Below are 17820 nucleotides of genomic sequence, written 5' to 3' on the forward strand. Positions count from 1 at the left end.
TCTTCCCTACCCTATAATAATTTCGCCTTTTGGGAATACCATGTTCCCAGTATTTTTTTGTGACTTTCTCATGAATGACAGCATCATGGTAATTGGTCCGATACGTCCAATATACATTAAAATAATGATGACAATTTTCCCGACATCACTTAATGACGGTGTTAGTCCAGCAGTTAACCCCACTGTCGCAAAACCTGAAAAAGCTTCAAAACATAGATCGATAAAGCTTTGTTCTTCTGTAATCGTTAAACAGAATAAACCGACAACGACTAATGCTAATGAAAAGATGAAAATACATAAAGAACGCTTTAAGAAATCGATTTCGATACGTCGTTTAAAGACATTGACATTATCGTCCCCCTTAAACAATGATTTTAAGGTAATCATGATGACTGCAAATGTTACCGTTTTTACCCCACCGGCAGTTCCGGCAGGTGATCCACCGATAAACATATAGATACACATAATGAATTTAGTAGCGACTGTCAGCTGCGCACAATCAATTGTAGCAAATCCGGCAGTTCTCAGCGTGGTGGATTGGAAGAAAGCTCCCATCAGCTTATAGCCGCCATCCATGCCGCCAATTGTATTTGGATTCTTATATTCTAATAAATAGACAAGGATTGTTCCACTGATTAATAAAAAGACTGTCGTTGTCAGTACCAATTTAGAATGCAGCTCTAACGATTTAAAGATACGCACTGCCGATTTACGAAATGAATAGCCTTCTTTTATTTTATTGGCAATATCAAACCAAACACAGAATCCTAAACCACCCATAATAATTAAAATACAGATCGTAAAATTAATAATAAGATTATTCTGATAGGGCACTAAACTGCTTGCTCCAATAATATCAAATCCGGCATTACAGAATGCGGATATGGAATGAAACACTCCCATATAGAGTCCTTTAAACAATCCATAATCAGGAATAAACTGACTGCATAAAAGCAATGCTCCGATTCCTTCAAAAAGGAAAGTGTAGATCACGATATTCCTTAAAAAATGAGACAGGTTGTTTAACGAATTCACATTCAATGCTTCTTGAACCACTAATTTTGATGTAAACGATAACCGTTTTCTTGCTTTGACATAAATCAATGTCATAAACGTCAAAAAGCCTAAACCACCGATCTGAATCAGACATAATATGACAATTTGTCCAAACAGAGAATATTGATCCACTGTCGGATAAGGAACCAGTCCTGTCACACAGGTTGCAGATGTTGCAACAAACAGATGATCCAAATATCTTGCCGGTGTTCCATTATTGGCAATAGGCAAAGTCAGCAAAAGTGAACCGATAAAGATCACGGCCAAAAAGCTTAAAGCAATCTGGCGCGTAGGCTTAATCATTCTTTTCTTTTTGCCTCGGACGATAACCTCTTTCATAAAAGCCTCCCTATAGATTTTTATCTGCGATGATGATTTGGGCACATTTAATGCCGTCGATTGCAGATGTCATAATTCCCCCGGCAGCACCTGCTCCTTCACCAATAGGATAGATATTGCCTATGTTACACTGATAGTTTTCATCACGAACGATTTTAACGGGCGAAGAGCTTCGGCTCTCCACAGCAGTTAAAATAGCGTCTTCATTGGAAAATCCTTTGATCTTTTTATCAAAAGCACGCAGTCCATCGCGCATTGCTTCACATATATAGGTTGGAAATAATTCCCATAGATTCGCAAACTGAATTCCCGGCTGATAGCTCGGTATCACTTTGCCGTAACGATCTGATGACTTTTTTTCCATAAAATCTTTTACTAACTGAGCTGGGGCATGATAATTTTTACCGCCTAGTTCAAACGCTTTTTGTTCTAATTCGATTTGGAAGTTCATTCCGGCAAACACATCTTCACCCTCGAAATCTTCCGGTAGAATAGAAACCAAAACCGCACTGTTCGCGTTTTCCCCATCTCGGGCAAACTCGCTCATCCCGTTTGTCACAACACCGCCTTCTTCAGAACTGCTGGCGACAACATAACCACCGGGACACATGCAGAAAGTGTAAACACCTCTGCCGGATTTATCATGATAAGCTAACTTATAATCCGCGGCTTTAAGCGGCAGATCATCACGCTTATATTGATTATGGTTGATCAACGCTTGTTTATGCTCTATTCTTGCTCCAACTGCAAACGGCTTTCTTCTCATTTCAATCCCACGTTTGTACAATAAACGATAAGTGTCACGAGCTGAATGTCCTAAAGCTAATACTAAGTGATCACAATATAGTGTTTGTCGCTGACCGTCTTTTAAAACGGTAACGCTTTTAACTTGCCCGTTTTTTTCTTTAAAATCAATAAATGTTGTTTCAAAAAGCACCTGTCCGCCAAGAGAAAGAATAGTTTCCCGCATATTTAATACAACCTGTTCTAAATAATCGGTTCCAATATGTGCTTTTGCTTCATATAGAATTTCTTTCGGTGCTCCCGCTTTAACAAATTCTTTTAAAATGTAATCTTTTCTTTTATCTTTAATATTGGATGTCAGCTTTCCATCAGAAAATGTTCCTGCTCCGCCTTCACCAAACTGTACATTGCTGCTAGGATCCAATTTCCCTGTCTGCCAAAATGTTTGAATATCTTGTTTTCTTTTTTCCACACATTTTCCGCGTTCAATCAAAATCGGCTTCATTCCTGCATAGGCTAAAGATAAAGCACAAAACAGTCCAGCCGGACCGCTTCCAACTACAACGACTTTTTCATCCGATTGGACTTTCGGAATTGTAAAATCATCTTCATGATAGACACTTAATGCCAGCTTAGAGCTGTTTATTAAAGCTTGTTCATCACCGCTGTAGCTAAAAGCAAAACTACAGATATAATGAATATCTCTTCGACGAGCATCAATGGAACGCTTCAACAACATAACATTGCTCACGCACTTTGTCCTTACATTCAATAATTGTGAAATCAGCTTAGGGTAAGCACTTTCCGGTGTGTTTAATTTTACTTTAACGTTCGCTATTTTCAGCACGTCTATACCTCCATTAATAAGGATTGATAAATCGCTTTTGCGATTGCGTTTCCGCTGGCAAAAGCAAAATGCAGATTGTATCCGCCGCAGTCTCCCGCAACATCTAATATTTCTCCGCCGGCATAAAGATGCGCCGACAGTTTAGATTCAAAAGTCTCATTATTAAATTCAGATACATCTGCTCCGCCAATACATACTTGGGCACTCTCTTTGCCCTTAGTACCCATGATTTCAAAGCGATAATCCTTTAATAATTGTACTATTGTATTTAAGTCTTTATAAGAATACTCTTTTATTCGACCATTTTCAAGATAATTAGCATATTTTTGATGGATAATGCCATTTAATTGCAATTCCCCATTTTGTTGCAGCTGCCATTTTAATTTTTCTTTTAATTGTGAGGGCTCATATTGATCTACGGCATCAATCCCAATCTCAATTTTTTGATCAGAATACTGCTGATAATAACGTGAAAGCTGAAGAATACTGATACCGGATAATCCATATTCGGTAAATAAGATTTCTCCTTTTTCTTGATGCACTTCTTTTTGAGCTGCATACAGCTTAAAAGTTCCATGAATACGCACTCCTTTTAAACGTTTATCCATATTCCTGCAGACAAGCTGAACTAAGCTGGGAACCGTCGGATAAATATGATGTCCTAATGCTTTCAGCAGTTTAAAACCACTGCCGTCACTGCCAAACTGGCTGGCAGCATCTCCGCCCATACTTAATACGACGTAATCACAAATGAACTCTTTTTGATTCGTATAAAGATGATACTTTTCCTTTTTCTTTACTATGCTTTCGACATCACATTCACAAATGCTGCTGACATGATACTTATTTAGTGTTCTTAGTAAACATTCATGTACGCTAACTGCCTGTTCGCTTTGAGGATAAAGCAGATCCCCTTGATATTTACTCCATAAGCCTAATTCTTCAAAAAAAGTCTGAACATCAAAATTTTGGATCAGTGATTCCAAGGTTGAAAGGTCATGTCCTTCATAATGGTTCATGGAAAGATCGCGGTTTGATAAATTGCAGCGTCCGTTCCCTGTCGCTAATAATTTTTTTCCCAGTTTTTCCTTTTTTTCTAAGATTATTACCTGTGCATCTAAGTCACTTTCAGCAATAAATCTTCCTAAAACAGCACCGCAGACTAAGCCGCAGCTGCCACCGCCAATAATCATGATTTGTTTTGTCATAGCCTCACCTCTTTGATTCTTCTATTATATACTAGATTCAACAAAAAAAGTAGGTTATAATACGCTAGAGGTGAAAAACATGTTAAAGAATAATTATCATACCCACACATCACGCTGTCATCATGCTGTCGATGAAGATGAAGCCTATGTATTAGAAGCTATTCGTGCCGGTATTGAGACACTGGGCTTTTCTGATCATATTCCTTTTTTAAACGGACCTGAAAGTCGTATCCGCATGGATATTTCCGAAATGGACGGGTATCTAAAGAGTATTCGATATTTAAAAGATAAATACGCAGATCAGATCCGTATTTTAGTAGGTTTTGAAGCAGAATACATTGATGATGAAATTCCTTTTTATCAATCTTTATTAAATGAAAACAAGGTAGATTACTTAATTTTTGGGAACCATCTTTATGATGGCTATGAAACATCTTCGCAGCGTATTGAAAATGCCGAGCAGCTTCAGCAGTATGTTGATCGTGCCATTGCCGGCATGAAATCAGGTCTGTTTCAATATTTAGCTCATCCGGATCTATTCATGGTGAATATTAAGGATTTTGATGAGAATTGTATCAAAGCAGCTGAACAGCTCTGTCAGGCAGCTTTGGATTTAGATATGCCGATTGAATTTAACTGTGAAGGATTGCGCGATCATTTAAATGGTCATATTTTTAAAAACGGTACTACTTTAGCTTATCCGCATCCGCAGTTTTGGAAAATTGCCGCTAAAATGAAAAATAAGGTCATCCTTGGTGCCGATGCACATGCCAGTACGGCTGTAAATGATGAAGCGATTAAAGAAGCGATTCGTCAAACCAAAGAATTCGATTTAAATATGATCGATCATCTGGAAATCTAATTAATGATTGAAAAACAGTACATAATTCGTTATAATAAAAAAATGTAGAAACAGAAAGGAAGATAACGATGGGAAGAGCACATGAAGTAAGAAAAGCTGCCATGGAAAAAACTGCTGCTGCAAAAGCTAAGTTGTACTCTCGCTTTGGTAAAGAAATTTATTTGATTGCTAAGCAAGGTGGACCGGATACAGATGCTAACTTGGCTTTAAGACGTATTGTTGACAGAGCTAAAAAGGCACAGGTACCTACTGATGTTATTAAAAGAGCGATCGATAAAGTAAAAAGTGGTGTAACGGAAAATTATGAAACGTTGATATATGAAGGTTATGGTCCGGGAGGATCAACCATTATTGTGGAATGTTTGACAGACAATGTCAATCGTACATTAAGTCAGGTTCGTCCTGCTTTCACTAAATCAAAGGCAAAATTAGCTGCAACCGGTGCAGTAACTTACGCTTATGACACTATTTCACTCCTTGCTTTTAAAGGCTTAGATGAAGAACAAACATTAGAAGCATTAATCATGGGTGAAGTGGATGCAAAGGATATTGAAACCCAAGAAGATGGTTCAATCATCATTACCGGTGAACCGACTGATCTTTATCAGATCAAAACAGCTATTGAAACAGCTTGTCCAGAAGCTGATTTCACTGTTGAGGAAATCACACGTGTTCCTCAGGATTATGTGGAATTAGCCGGAGAAGATATGGAATTATTTGAACGTTTATTAAACTTATTGAATGAATGTGATGATGTAGATACTATTTATCACAATGTTTCGAATATAGGATAAAGGAAGCAATCACTGCTTCCTTTTTTTATCTTCTTTTTAAGGCGACCGCACTTGGCGTAATCAGATGATAGCTTCTTTCTACTATCCATGCATTGATTTGAACAAAAGGTGTAAAGCTCAGCATATAAGCATACTGATCCAATATCTCTTCCACGGTTGGATTCTCACTAAAATGGATCATGATCTTTTTAGGAGACAAGAGATCTAATTTCAAAGTACGTGAATACGGATATTCTAAAAAGACAAGCCGGATCATCAGCGTATTTGGATCGGGAAACCAGCCAACCGCAGAAATGTTGAACTGTTTTTCATAAAGCAGCAGTTTACTGTAGCGGTATCGACCGTCTAAGCCAATTCGAATAATATTGGTTGTATAATGCTCCTGCCAATGTAAAAGCAGTTGATGGTGATCCATCACCAGTTTAAACTGATCGGCATGTCCAGATTGTTTTTCTAAGAAACGAATGGGAATCGGCAGCAAACTCACATTAGCTAAGCGCAAAGAGAAATTGACATCTAAAAATTGCTCGATTCGGTTGGTTTCGATGCCCATAGGCTCAACAGATCCAGGAATTGCCTGATCACTTTCTTGAACTTCCTCTTCCAATACCATTTTCCATAGATCAAATACAATCGGATAAAGTTTAGCGGTGTTAAGACAGTTGGCGGTAATGACGATAAAGCATTCTTTCTCGACAGAAAACAAGACCAGCTGTCCAAAGATGCCGTCAAAACGAGCCCCTGTATCTTGGGGATTCATCCAGCATAGATAGCCATAACCCTGATCGTAATCATGAGAACTATGATGCGCACTGGTTACTTTTTTTGTTGTCATCGCTAAAAGATAGTCTTGTGGCAAAATCGGATCTTTTTTAACGATAGCTTCGGCAATCTTAGACAGATCATGAGGTGATAAATAAAGCCCCCAGCCGCCCGTGTTATACCCTAACGTACAAGTATCCCAATGAGGATGCTCAATTCCTAATGGTTCAAACAATTTTTGATATAGATATTCATTACAGGATATTCCGGTAATCTTTGTCACAATGACACTTAAAATATAGATATCCATATTGTTGTAATGAAAATAGTGTCCCGGCTCATGAGTAAACTGCTGTTTAAAATAAGCATCAACCCAATTTGACTGAGTAAAAACAGTCTGCTCCTGCGTACTGCCTGATGTCATCGTTAAAAGATGAATCACTTTTAATTTGCGCAGCGCATCACTGGCTTTTAAAAAATATTCGGGGAAAAATTTTAATACTGCCTCATCTAACCGCAGGCGCTTATCTTCAACTAAATATCCGATCGCTAAAGAGACAAACGATTTAGAGATGGAAAAAAGCATTTGCGGCTGTTCGAGCGTATAGGGTAAAGCAGTCTGCTGGTAGAGATAATCCTCTCCCTTTTTCACAATACAGCTATGCAGTTCTATTTGTTGTTCTTCAATCTGGGTTAAAAATTCATTTATGGCAGACATCTCGATCACCTATAATCTTTTAATAGATTACTTATCCTTTCATTCTTTTATTTTAAGAAACTATTTTAGTTAATAAACTAACAATCCATACTAGTATACTGGGATTTAGCTTTCTTTATCATAGCATATCTTATTTTTAAATTCATTAAAATCTCTACCATTATTTTTATACCAAATAATAAATCTATCCAAAAAACCTGATCTGAATAAAAGTTTATTCTTTTTATTTCTAAATTTACATGTACCCAGTCAACATGAAGTGGCTGAAATTGGGTAAACTAAATACTACTAATTTATTTAAAGATACGATATAATAAAGAAATGAGGTGATTTCATGAAAAAGAAAATTTGTTTAATTTTGTGTACCTTTTTAGTACTGGTGAGTGTTGGCTGCACCAATAAACAAACCTATCCGCGCTTTACATTAAAACTCTTTTATTATGATACTTGTTCTCGATGTACAGCATTTAAAAATAGTGCTTTACCGGCAATACGGGAAGCTTTCGACAATAATTTCGATATTGAATACTATAATTTGGATAATGATAGTGACCAAGCTGTCTATCAGGAGATTGTGGATCAATTGATTGATTTTGATCAAGAATACTATGGGGAGACACCGCTGGTTGTGGTGGATGAATCCTTTGCTGTATTGGGATATAATGGAAGTAAGGAAGATCAGGAATTGATTAAAGAAATTAAACGGGCATTAAACAATGAACCCTTGGGTAGTTACTATTCAATGGGACGATATCAATTTAAAAAAGGGGAATAGACTATGCTGATCACGGAAAGAAAAATATATATGCTTGCTGCTCGTCCCAGTCATTTAGAAGATGGACTGGAGCTGCAAAAGAAAGAGCATGTGACAAATCTGCATTTTAAAAATAAAGAAAAATCGATACAGGCGGATGTGGTGGATCATGTTCCCTATCACACCACGATTCGTTTCAATCAGCAAAATGGCATTGCCTCTTATTCTTGCGAGTGCGAGGAGTCTAAATACTTAAACGGTGCCTGTAAACATATTATTGCTACTTTAAAACAGGCTCAAGAATTAATCGAGGAATCCCGCCGTAATCAGGTGGAAATGGATCGTACTTTAAACGAGATTTTGAATTGTTTTGCTGATCCTATTTTAAGTGAAACGATCATAAAGCAGCCGATTAAAGTAGAAGTTCATTTACAGTTGAATAAACACGGCGGACGACCGATCGGCTTATTTTCATTAAAGGTTGGCTTAGATAAAATGTATGTAGTAAAAAATATCCGTGAATTCCTGCAAGCATTTGAATTTAATGAAGAAATCGAATACGGAAAAAACTTTACCCTTTATCCGGAGTACCATGAACTTCCCCACGGTTTAAAAAATTTCTTTAAAACCTTGGAAGATATTCAAGAAGAAGGTCACGATCACTTTAGAACACCTAAAGAATTATTAGTGAATGAGCATTATTTAAAAAAACTGATTCGTTCTTTGATGCATCAGACTATCTTTATAGATCCCCTTGATGAAGCAAGTTATCAAGTATTTGTCACCGATGACCAGTTTTCCGGATTAGTGTCTATCAATGATAAGAAGAATGTGACACAGCTTGATTTAAGCGAATTTAAAAAGGTTCTGCCAATCACTTCGGACTATCATTATGTTTTATATGATTACCAGATTTATCATTTGCAGAAAAGTCATTTAAATACTTATATGCCTTTTTTCAGAGCCGCCGCTTTAGAACAAAGCATTATTGAATTTAAAGGAAAACATCGTCAGGAATTTATCGCCAAAGTGGTTCCCTTTCTGCCTAAAAGTGTGGAACAGCCGGATTCCTTAAAAGAATCCTATATACAGCTGCCGCTTGTTGCTTCTTTGTATTTAGATAAAGTCGATCAGGCCATTATTGCAACTCCGATGTTTCGCTATGGCAGCTTTGAATTTAATCCCATCAAAAATAAAGAAGAAATTCTGTTAAATGATAAAATACTGATTAGGGAAATTAAAAAAGAGGAAGAACTCATTAATATATTAGATAATGCTAAATTCAAGGTTCAGCCGGAAACGTTGTATATCGATCAGGAAGACGATGTAATTGACTTTGTAGAAAAGTATTTGCCGATTCTAAAGGTCAACATGGAGATCTTCTATTCTGACAGTTTCAAATCTATCGTTAAACGCAGAACACTTTCTTCTTCTATTCGTTATAATGAATCCTCACAATTGTTCGAAATTCGCTTCAACTATGAAGATATTCATTTCAGCGAACTAAAAGAAATTATGCGCAGTTATAAGCTTAAACAGAAATATTATCGTTTGTTAGATGGCAGCTTCTTATCCTTGGATGATAAACAGACACAGGAGTTTATCGATACCCTTTCTTATTTGGATATCTCTTTAGATAATTTAAAACAGTCTAAGATACAACTAACATTATCAGAAGCTTTATTCTTAAATAGTGCCGTTGAAATTGATGACCATGATGATTATTTTGATCGTTTGATTGAAACAGTCAGCAGTCAGCAGCTAGTGGATATTCAAGTTCCTAATCAATTGCGTGGGATCATGCGTGATTATCAGATCAGTGGATATCGCTGGCTAAAAACATTGAATCAATATCATTTGGGCGGCGTTTTAGCCGATGACATGGGACTAGGAAAAACACTGCAGGCGATTGCTTTCTTAGATGATGAAGCAAAGCAAGATCCTTTGCCGAACCTTGTGGTATGCCCTACCTCCCTTGTTTATAACTGGGAAGATGAAATCAAGCGTTTTGCACCTGATCTTCGCTATTTAATTGTTTCTGGCAATGTGGCGGCGCGTAAAGACCTGATCCATCAGTTAAAAGATTATCAAGTGATTATCACGAGCTATCCGTTATTGCGTAAAGATATCAGCTACTATCAGGATGTTCAATTTAATCACTGCTTCTTAGATGAAGCACAGTATATTAAAAATCCATCATCATTAAACGCAAAAACTGTCAAGCTTTTAAGAGCGAAAACACGCTATGCCTTAACTGGAACACCGATGGAAAATTCACTGGATGAATTGTGGTCAATCTTTGACTTCGTCATGCCGGGAATGCTTTTATCTCACTATAAATTTAGAGAAACATATGAGATTCCAATTATCAAAGATGAAAATAAAGCAGTCAAAAAGAAACTGATCAAACGCATTAAACCCTTTATTTTAAGACGTATGAAATCGGATGTATTAACCGAGTTACCAGATAAGATAGAATCTAAATACACGATTGATCTTTCAAACGAACAAAAAGAGCTTTACTTAGCAACCTTGGAAGAAACCCGTCAATCCATCAATAAAGAAATTGCCGAAGACGGACTGGAAAAAAGCCATATTAAGATTTTCGCAGCTTTAACTCGTTTGCGTCAGCTATGCAATCACCCATCATTATTCATTCAAAATTATTATGGTGGCAGCGGCAAACTCGATGCTTTAAACGAAATTATTGATGAAGCGATTGAAAATCATCATAAAATTCTAATCTTTTCTCAGTTTACTTCTATGCTGCATATTATTGAAGATCAGCTTAAGATCAAAGAAATCAGTTACGGCTATCTTGATGGCAGCACGCCAATGGAAGTCCGTGGTAAATATGTCAAGGAATTCAACGACGGCGATATTCCTATCTTCCTTGTTTCCTTAAAGGCAGGAGGAACCGGCTTAAACCTAACCGGAGCAAATATCGTGATTCATGTCGATCCGTGGTGGAATCCCGCCGTTGAACAACAGGCAACCGATCGTGCCTATCGAATTGGACAAACTAAGAACGTTCAAGTAATTAAACTTGTTACAAAAGGAACGATCGAAGAAAAGATATATGAGCTGCAGCAAAGAAAGCTGTCACTCATTGATTCTATCATTCAGCCGGGCGAAACCTTTATTTCAAAATTAACTCAGGATGAGATCATGGATCTCTTTAAATAGACAAACCTCCACACGACTATTTGTGGAGGTTTTCTTTATACATTTTTTATTTTTTTCCTTCAAGAAAGTAAGTAGCTTCCATATCCGCAGTGGATAAAGCAAAAGATAACGGAAACATTTCAAATGAAGCACCGACATTGCGTGGTTCTTCATTTCCGGAAAATCCCATATGATAGCGAATCGCAAAGGCTTCTTCACGGGTTAAACGCATATATCCGGTAATGATATAGACTGATTTTTCTCCATGCCCATAGGGAATCGTATCTTCATAGTCATACGAAGGCACTTGCTGCCATTTTCCATTGGCATCTTTCACATTTCTAAATCCTTTTTTATAACAGTTAATCTTACAGAGATCATGAAGCAATGCCACAATAGCCATTGTTTCCTCACCGCATTGGAGTCCATAAGTTTCTTTCACTCTTGGACGCTTTAAATAATCGACTAGACAGTCATACACATTTAAGCTATGTTCAACAAGTCCTCCGGGATAAGCGCCATGAAAACGTGTTGAAGCCGGTGCTTCAAAGAAATCACAGTGAGCAGATAAAAGAAATTCTAACAGTTTCTCACTTCCGGGACGATGTATATATTGTTTATAAATTGATACAAATCTTTCTTTAAAATCCATAATCCTTCTCCTCTTATAGTTAAAGGATACCAAACTTATAAAAGATGTCAAGAATTAGCCCAATAATTCTGACAAAAAAAGAGAATCAAGTTCTCTTATTTATCATCTACGGATAAAACCGCCATGAATGCTTCCTGAGGAATCTCGACACTTCCCACAGCTTTCATACGTTTCTTTCCTTCTTTTTGTTTTTCCAGCAATTTCTTTTTACGTGTAATATCTCCACCATAACATTTTGCCAACACGTTTTTACGCAAAGCTTTGATTGTCGTTCTGGCGATAATTTTTCCTTGAATAGCTGCCTGAATAGGAACTTCAAACATCTGCTTCGGAATAATGTCTTTTAGCTTTTCACAGATAATCTTACCACGGTCATAAGCAAAATCACGATGTACGATTGAGGATAATGCATCCACCGCTTCACCATTCAAAAGAATATCCATCTTAACCAACTTACTTTCCTTGTAACCACAAAGTTCATAGTCAAATGAAGCATACCCCTTAGAACAAGACTTCAGTCGATCAAAAAAATCATATACAATTTCCGCCAAAGGAATTTCATACAATAAAGTCATACGTGTTTCATCCGTATATTGAATATCGATATAATCGCCACGCTTATTCTGACACAATTCCATAATCGGTCCTACATAATCGCTTGGCGTCATAATAGTTGCTTTTACATATGGTTCTTCTAATCGACTGATTTTCTGAACGTCCGGCAGCATTGATGGATTATCTACGGTTGTCATTGAACCATCTGTTAAATAGGCATGATAAACAACAGACGGTGCCGTCGCGATTAATTCCAAACTGAATTCTCTTTCCAGTCTTTCCTGAATAACATCCATATGCAGTAATCCAAGGAACCCACATCTAAAACCAAACCCCAATGCCTGTGAAGTCTCCGGATCAAATACCAGTGCCGAATCACTCAGCTTCATCTTCTCCAAAGCTTCTCTTAAATCATTATATTTGCTGTTATCGATTGGATATAGCCCGCAATACACCATTGGATTTAATTTACGATAACCCGGTAATGGTTCACTGCACTCATTCCCCACCACAGTTACCGTATCCCCAACATTAATGTCATGAATAGACTTAATTGCCGCTGAGAACCAACCGACTTCCCCAGTCACCAACTCTTCTTTTTTCGTTTCAGCAGGTGTATGCACACCGACTTCAACGATATCATATTCCGCATTAGATGCCATGAATCGCACTTTGTCTCCAACTTTGATCTTTCCTTCAACAATACGCACCAATACGATTACACCGCGATAAGCATCATAATATGAATCAAAAATCAAGGCTTTTGTCGGATGGTCAACACTCCCGCTTGGCGGTGGTACCAACTGAACGATTGCCTCCAGCACTTGTTCAACATTTAAATTATTTTTAGCCGAAATCAAAGGGGCATGTTCAGCCGGCAACCCGACAACCTCTTCAATCTCCTTAATCACACGTTCAGGATCAGCACTAGGCAAATCAATCTTATTAATGACCGGAATGATCTCTAAATCATTATCAATCGCCAAATAAACGTTCGCTAATGTCTGTGCTTCCACCCCCTGAGCCGCATCCACAACCAAGACAGCACCTTCACATGCCGCTAATGAACGTGACACTTCATAAGTAAAATCGACATGGCCCGGTGTATCTATCAAATGCAATAGATAGGTTTCATTATCTGAAGCCGTATATTGTAATTGAACGGCATTTAATTTAATCGTAATGCCGCGTTCTCTTTCTAATTCCATGCTGTCGAGCAGCTGTGCCTTCATATCTCTGGTAGCCACAGCTCCGGTTAACTGTAAAATACAATCCGCTAAGGTCGACTTCCCATGATCGATATGGGCAATGATCGAAAAATTACGAATCTTTGACTGATCTATTTTCATCTTAACACCCACTTTCAGATGTTAATTATACCAAATCTTTTAATTAAACACAATAATCCTAATTATGAATCATACGATCTAAATATTTAATTTTTTCTGCCATGACATACATCTGATCTGCATGCTTCTCTAATCTTCCTTTCAGACTGAGCCAGTGGCAGTCTTGAGCAAGTGCCAGCAGTCGATCCGCCTCTCCTTTCCAAAGCAGACAATCAATACGATCTTTCTCATAAAATCCCTCATTATTGATAAATGCTTTTTCTACTTCAACTAATATATGTAAATATTTTTTCCCATTCAGCTGAATAAATCCTTTTTCACTCTTATATGTTCCAATGATAATCACTTCGTTGATCATTTTCATCACCTCAATATCACTTTAACAAAGATCTTATTATTCGACAAACCGGATATTTCTAATATTTATGATGATTTTGTTGTTTCATTTCAATAAACTCTATTCAAATTTAAAAATATGGTATTTTTTCTAAATAAAAGTTAACAATTATTAAAGGTGATATAAAATGAATAAAATTAAAAACATCAACAAAAATTATATAATTGCAGCCGTACTGTCCAATCATTTTTTTATAACCAAGTACCTGCTTTATAACCTATATACCCATGGAACGATTTACAGTTTCATGTATCTTTTTATCATATGCTTAATTATTACAGGGCTAAGCCCAATTCTTTATCACTATACGAAAAAGAATTTTTTAAATAAGAGATCGCCCATTGTTTCCTGGATTCTAAGTGTCTATTTGCTTATTTCAAGTATCTTGTCGCTGATCACTTTAGGAAATTTTGTCAGTATCCACTGGCTCAATGCTACAAATCAAACCCTGATTATCGGATCAATCTTACTTCTAATCCTATTCATTGCTTTTGTAGATGATAAAGCGGTTTATAAAACATTAGCTCTGCTATTCTTAGTATTACTTGCTATTCTCTTAATCTACGGAATTTCTAAATATCAATTTCTATCAATCGAGCATATTACAACTTACATTTCTCTATCAAAGATGAATTTTGATGTCATTATTTATTCAGTCTTTATCATTTTAGAGACCTTCTTCATTTTCTTTATTCCCAATGTAGACAAAGCACCACTTACTAAAAAGAATTATTATACCTATATCGGCTTTATGATTTTTGTCATTCTATTTGAAGGGATTATAGAGTTAAATGAATTTAATGGAATTATTCAATATGTAACCTATCCCTTCTTTGAAAGTTTCAATATTATCTACTTCGGTCAATATATTGGCTATCTTAATTTTCCGGTATTATTCATCTATGTAATCGGATGTTTCAGTAAAATCGCATTGAATCTTAAAGTATTGCAGAAAAACTTAGGTAAAAGCAAATGGAACGGCATTTTTATTGCCTTATGCTTTATTATTCCTGTTGCATTGCTTAAAAACGCTAATGATTATGCCAACATTCGTTTATTCTTTGTGATTCCTGCTCTCATCGCTTTATTTTTAGCTTTATTACTTTACAATCTTAAAGGAGGTTTATTGAATGGAAGAAATACAAATTCTACAAGACCATTATCAAAAAAGCGCCGACGTCAAGTTCAAGGTCAATAAGAACTATGCATTAATCTACTGTGAGGGATTAAGCAATGTGAAAGAAGTCGAGGAAGAACTGCTGCGACGCATTAACCGTCATATCAAATTTAATCCTACCCACCTGACTTCTTCTCTGCTCACCATTGAAGAAATCAAAGATACCTCTTTTGAAAAACTGGACGATCTTGTCTACAGCGGGATGTGTCTGCTTTATTATCATCATCAATACTACAGTATTAATGTCATTAACGTACCAAAGCGTACACCCGATCAATCCATCATTGATATTACGATTACCGGACCACGTGACAGTTTGATTGAAAATTTGGAAACAAATGTTGCCCTGATCCGTAAACGTTTAAAAAGTTCTGATTTACACTATGAAAAGTATACTTTGGGAAAACATTCCAAAACTCAGGTCGGACTCTTATATGTTGAAGATAAATGCGATCAAAAAGTCATTGATCAAATAACTCAGCAATTAGAAAATATTAAAGATGAAGATATCGTCAGTACCGGTCAATTCCGTAATCTGATGTTTAGTAAAAAGAAAAAAATGCTGTTTCCACGAATGACAAATACTACTCGTCCCGATTATTGTGTTTACAGTTTGCTGGCAGGCAAATTTATCTTGATCTTAGACAACTTCAACAGTGCCAATATCGGACCAGCGACTTTACCTTTATTTATTGATTTCTCAGATGATGTCAATAACCACTATCTGACAACATTCATTACCCGTTTTCTTTACATAGCCAGCGCATTTATCGCTATTTATTTAATGCCGTTTATTTTAGCGATCTATTCCTATCATCCCCAAGAAATTCCGTTTCTCTGGCTGTCCAATCTGATCAGCATTCAAAAAGGGCTGATCATGCCCGTCTATTTGGAGATTATTTTTGCGACTTTCCTATTTGAATTATTCCGCGTAGCTGGGACTCGTTTTCCCGCTGGAATCTCGACAACACTCCTTGTTATCGGAAGTGTTCTCTTAGGTCAGAATATTACTTCGAGTGGATTTATCGGCTATGATATTATGTTTCTTTCTGCTCTCTCGATTATCTGCAACTACTCCATTTCTAACAGCATCTCATTTAACAGTGTGATCACTCTGTTTAAAGGCTTTGCTTTCTGCTGTTCCCTCTTTCTAGGACTGTATGGCTTTATGATCGCTTTTATAACGATTACCATTTATATTTGTCAGCTTAAATCGTTTGGCAAAGACATGTTGGATGGTCAAATCGCAATTAGCCTAAAAGCTTTTACAAATATATTTAAATCTGCAAACTTCGATAAAAAGGTGGAGAAAACAAGATGAAAAAGATACTCTGCTGCTTTATATTAGCATTTGGTTTATGCGGCTGTGCTGCCGATATGAAAGATATGTATAACTTAGCTTTCCCTACATCGATGGCACTGGATTTTAAAGATGAGCAGTTTGAAGTGACACTGCAGATCATTAATTCCAATTCACTTTCTAAACCTGAGTTAGAATCTTCCATCAATAAAGGAGAAATCTTGATTACCTCTGCTCAGGGGATGTCGATTAGTGACGCTATTCAAAAGTTGGAAAATAAGCTGCGTATGGAAATTGTTTTAACCAACATTAATACCGTCTTTTTAACAGAAAAGATGACTGCCAAAGAGCCGTTTGATGCTTTTTTGAATTATTTATTAATTAATCCGGAACTGCGTTTAACAACCAGTATGTTTATTAATGATGGGGATATAAAAGACATCTTTGAAGTTAAGCACAACATTACAAGCTCACCGTATTTCTCTTTAGTTGCCTATACTTCTCAAGATCGCATGAGCTCGTTAGAACTCCCCGATAAAGCCTTATCGATCCTAAAAAATTACTACAATAATACCGAAGTTTCCATCATTCCTAATATGGATACCGATAAAGAGTCTACCCTATTAAGTGACGGGGAAAGCAACGAACAGCTGCGCTATGATATCAAACGATTAACGTTATTAGACTGTCAGACATTTACGACATTTAATGTCGAAGATGTTCAGGGATTAGAATACCTGACCAATAAAGAAAGTAAAAATGCGGTAGAATTGATTAAACAAGAAGACAGTACCATTAACTTTTTAATTGAAGGAATTAAAAAGTCAACATTCTATAAGGACGACGTGTTCCATGTGCGTTTAGACACCATTATTTCTATCGGTGCCAGTGAGTTGGACATGGATGAACAGGAGATCGTCAATCAGATCACTCAGCATATTGAGACATCGGTAAAAGAAACCTATGCAACCTTACTCGACCATGGGATTGATTACCTGCGTCTTCAAAATCTCAATGAAAATCCATTAACCATTGATAAGATTTCATTCGAAGTTAATGTTTCATTACAGACAAAAACAAATTATTTGAAATAAAACGAGGACTGCCTGTGTTTCATCGGTAGTCCTTTTATGTATGAAAA

14 protein-coding genes are annotated in these 17820 nt (G+C 36.7%); 7 read left to right on the forward strand and 7 right to left on the reverse strand.

The genetic code is table 11. From position 1 onward, the window contains the following. Window positions 1-6: 6 nt before the first annotated feature. The 3 genes from ACLRVU_RS03455 to ACLRVU_RS03465 are packed head-to-tail and all read right to left on the reverse strand — an operon-like array spanning window position 7 to window position 4194. On the reverse strand, window positions 7-1395 hold the full coding sequence (locus ACLRVU_RS03455; protein ID WP_412890715.1) for a TrkH family potassium uptake protein: 1389 nt from the start codon (window positions 1393-1395) through the stop codon (window positions 7-9). A gap of 10 nt (window positions 1396-1405) precedes the next feature. Beyond that, window positions 1406-2986, reverse strand: a complete 1581-nt coding sequence (locus tag ACLRVU_RS03460; protein ID WP_412890716.1) for an NAD(P)/FAD-dependent oxidoreductase — start codon at window positions 2984-2986, stop codon at window positions 1406-1408. Window positions 2987-2988: 2 nt separating this feature from the next. Next, the gene (locus ACLRVU_RS03465; RefSeq protein WP_412890717.1) at window positions 2989-4194 is read right to left on the reverse strand and encodes an aminoacetone oxidase family FAD-binding enzyme; all 1206 of its coding nucleotides are present in this window, start codon (window positions 4192-4194) and stop codon (window positions 2989-2991) included. Window positions 4195-4273: 79 nt separating this feature from the next. On the opposite strand from ACLRVU_RS03465, the gene ACLRVU_RS03470 reads away from it, so the two are divergent. Further along, window positions 4274-5056 (forward strand): histidinol-phosphatase, encoded by a 783-nt coding sequence (locus tag ACLRVU_RS03470; protein WP_412890718.1) that lies wholly within the window; start codon window positions 4274-4276, stop codon window positions 5054-5056. Window positions 5057-5124: 68 nt separating this feature from the next. Then, a complete protein-coding gene (locus ACLRVU_RS03475) occupies window positions 5125-5850 on the forward strand; it encodes a YebC/PmpR family DNA-binding transcriptional regulator (RefSeq protein ID WP_147549173.1) in 726 nt (241 codons plus the stop codon). Window positions 5851-5875: 25 nt separating this feature from the next. On the opposite strand, the gene ACLRVU_RS03480 is transcribed toward ACLRVU_RS03475, so the two are convergent. Next, on the reverse strand, window positions 5876-7330 hold the full coding sequence (locus ACLRVU_RS03480) for a serine hydrolase domain-containing protein (protein WP_412890719.1): 1455 nt from the start codon (window positions 7328-7330) through the stop codon (window positions 5876-5878). Between the two features lie 334 nt (window positions 7331-7664). On the opposite strand from ACLRVU_RS03480, the gene ACLRVU_RS03485 reads away from it, so the two are divergent. Together ACLRVU_RS03485 and ACLRVU_RS03490 are read left to right on the forward strand one after the other, a co-directional pair. Then, window positions 7665-8105 (forward strand): hypothetical protein, encoded by a 441-nt coding sequence (locus ACLRVU_RS03485; RefSeq protein WP_412890720.1) that lies wholly within the window; start codon window positions 7665-7667, stop codon window positions 8103-8105. A 3-nt stretch (window positions 8106-8108) separates the two neighbouring features. After that, window positions 8109-11270: an SNF2-related protein gene (locus ACLRVU_RS03490; protein WP_412890721.1), complete on the forward strand. Its 3162-nt coding sequence runs from the start codon at window positions 8109-8111 to the stop codon at window positions 11268-11270. A 46-nt stretch (window positions 11271-11316) separates the two neighbouring features. On the opposite strand, the gene ACLRVU_RS03495 is transcribed toward ACLRVU_RS03490, so the two are convergent. The 3 genes from ACLRVU_RS03495 to ACLRVU_RS03505 all read right to left on the reverse strand — a co-directional run bounded on the left by ACLRVU_RS03495 (window position 11317) and on the right by ACLRVU_RS03505 (window position 14163). Continuing rightward, on the reverse strand, window positions 11317-11901 hold the full coding sequence (locus ACLRVU_RS03495; protein ID WP_412890722.1) for a hydrolase: 585 nt from the start codon (window positions 11899-11901) through the stop codon (window positions 11317-11319). Window positions 11902-11996: 95 nt separating this feature from the next. Continuing rightward, complete coding sequence (gene lepA, locus ACLRVU_RS03500; RefSeq protein WP_412890723.1) at window positions 11997-13805, reverse strand: translation elongation factor 4; 1809 nt, start codon at window positions 13803-13805, stop codon at window positions 11997-11999. Between the two features lie 58 nt (window positions 13806-13863). Then, the gene (locus ACLRVU_RS03505; RefSeq protein ID WP_412890724.1) at window positions 13864-14163 is read right to left on the reverse strand and encodes a hypothetical protein; all 300 of its coding nucleotides are present in this window, start codon (window positions 14161-14163) and stop codon (window positions 13864-13866) included. A gap of 166 nt (window positions 14164-14329) precedes the next feature. Here ACLRVU_RS03505 and ACLRVU_RS03510 point away from each other — a divergent pair, with 166 nt between their 5' ends. Genes ACLRVU_RS03510 through ACLRVU_RS03520 form a run of 3 tightly spaced genes read left to right on the forward strand, consistent with a single transcriptional unit; the run spans window position 14330 to window position 17773 of the window. Further along, window positions 14330-15400, forward strand: a complete 1071-nt coding sequence (locus ACLRVU_RS03510; protein WP_412890725.1) for a hypothetical protein — start codon at window positions 14330-14332, stop codon at window positions 15398-15400. After that, on the forward strand, window positions 15333-16700 hold the full coding sequence (locus tag ACLRVU_RS03515) for a spore germination protein (RefSeq protein WP_412890726.1): 1368 nt from the start codon (window positions 15333-15335) through the stop codon (window positions 16698-16700). Before ACLRVU_RS03510 ends, ACLRVU_RS03515 begins: the two co-directional genes overlap by 68 nt. After that, window positions 16697-17773 (forward strand): hypothetical protein, encoded by a 1077-nt coding sequence (locus ACLRVU_RS03520; RefSeq protein WP_412890727.1) that lies wholly within the window; start codon window positions 16697-16699, stop codon window positions 17771-17773. The genes ACLRVU_RS03515 and ACLRVU_RS03520 overlap by 4 nt, the downstream gene beginning before the upstream one ends. The last annotated feature ends 47 nt before the right edge of the window (window positions 17774-17820 follow it).

It is taken from the genome of Beduini sp. (genome assembly GCF_047239305.1).
Taxonomy (GTDB): Bacteria; Bacillota_I; Bacilli_A; order Erysipelotrichales; family Coprobacillaceae; genus Beduini.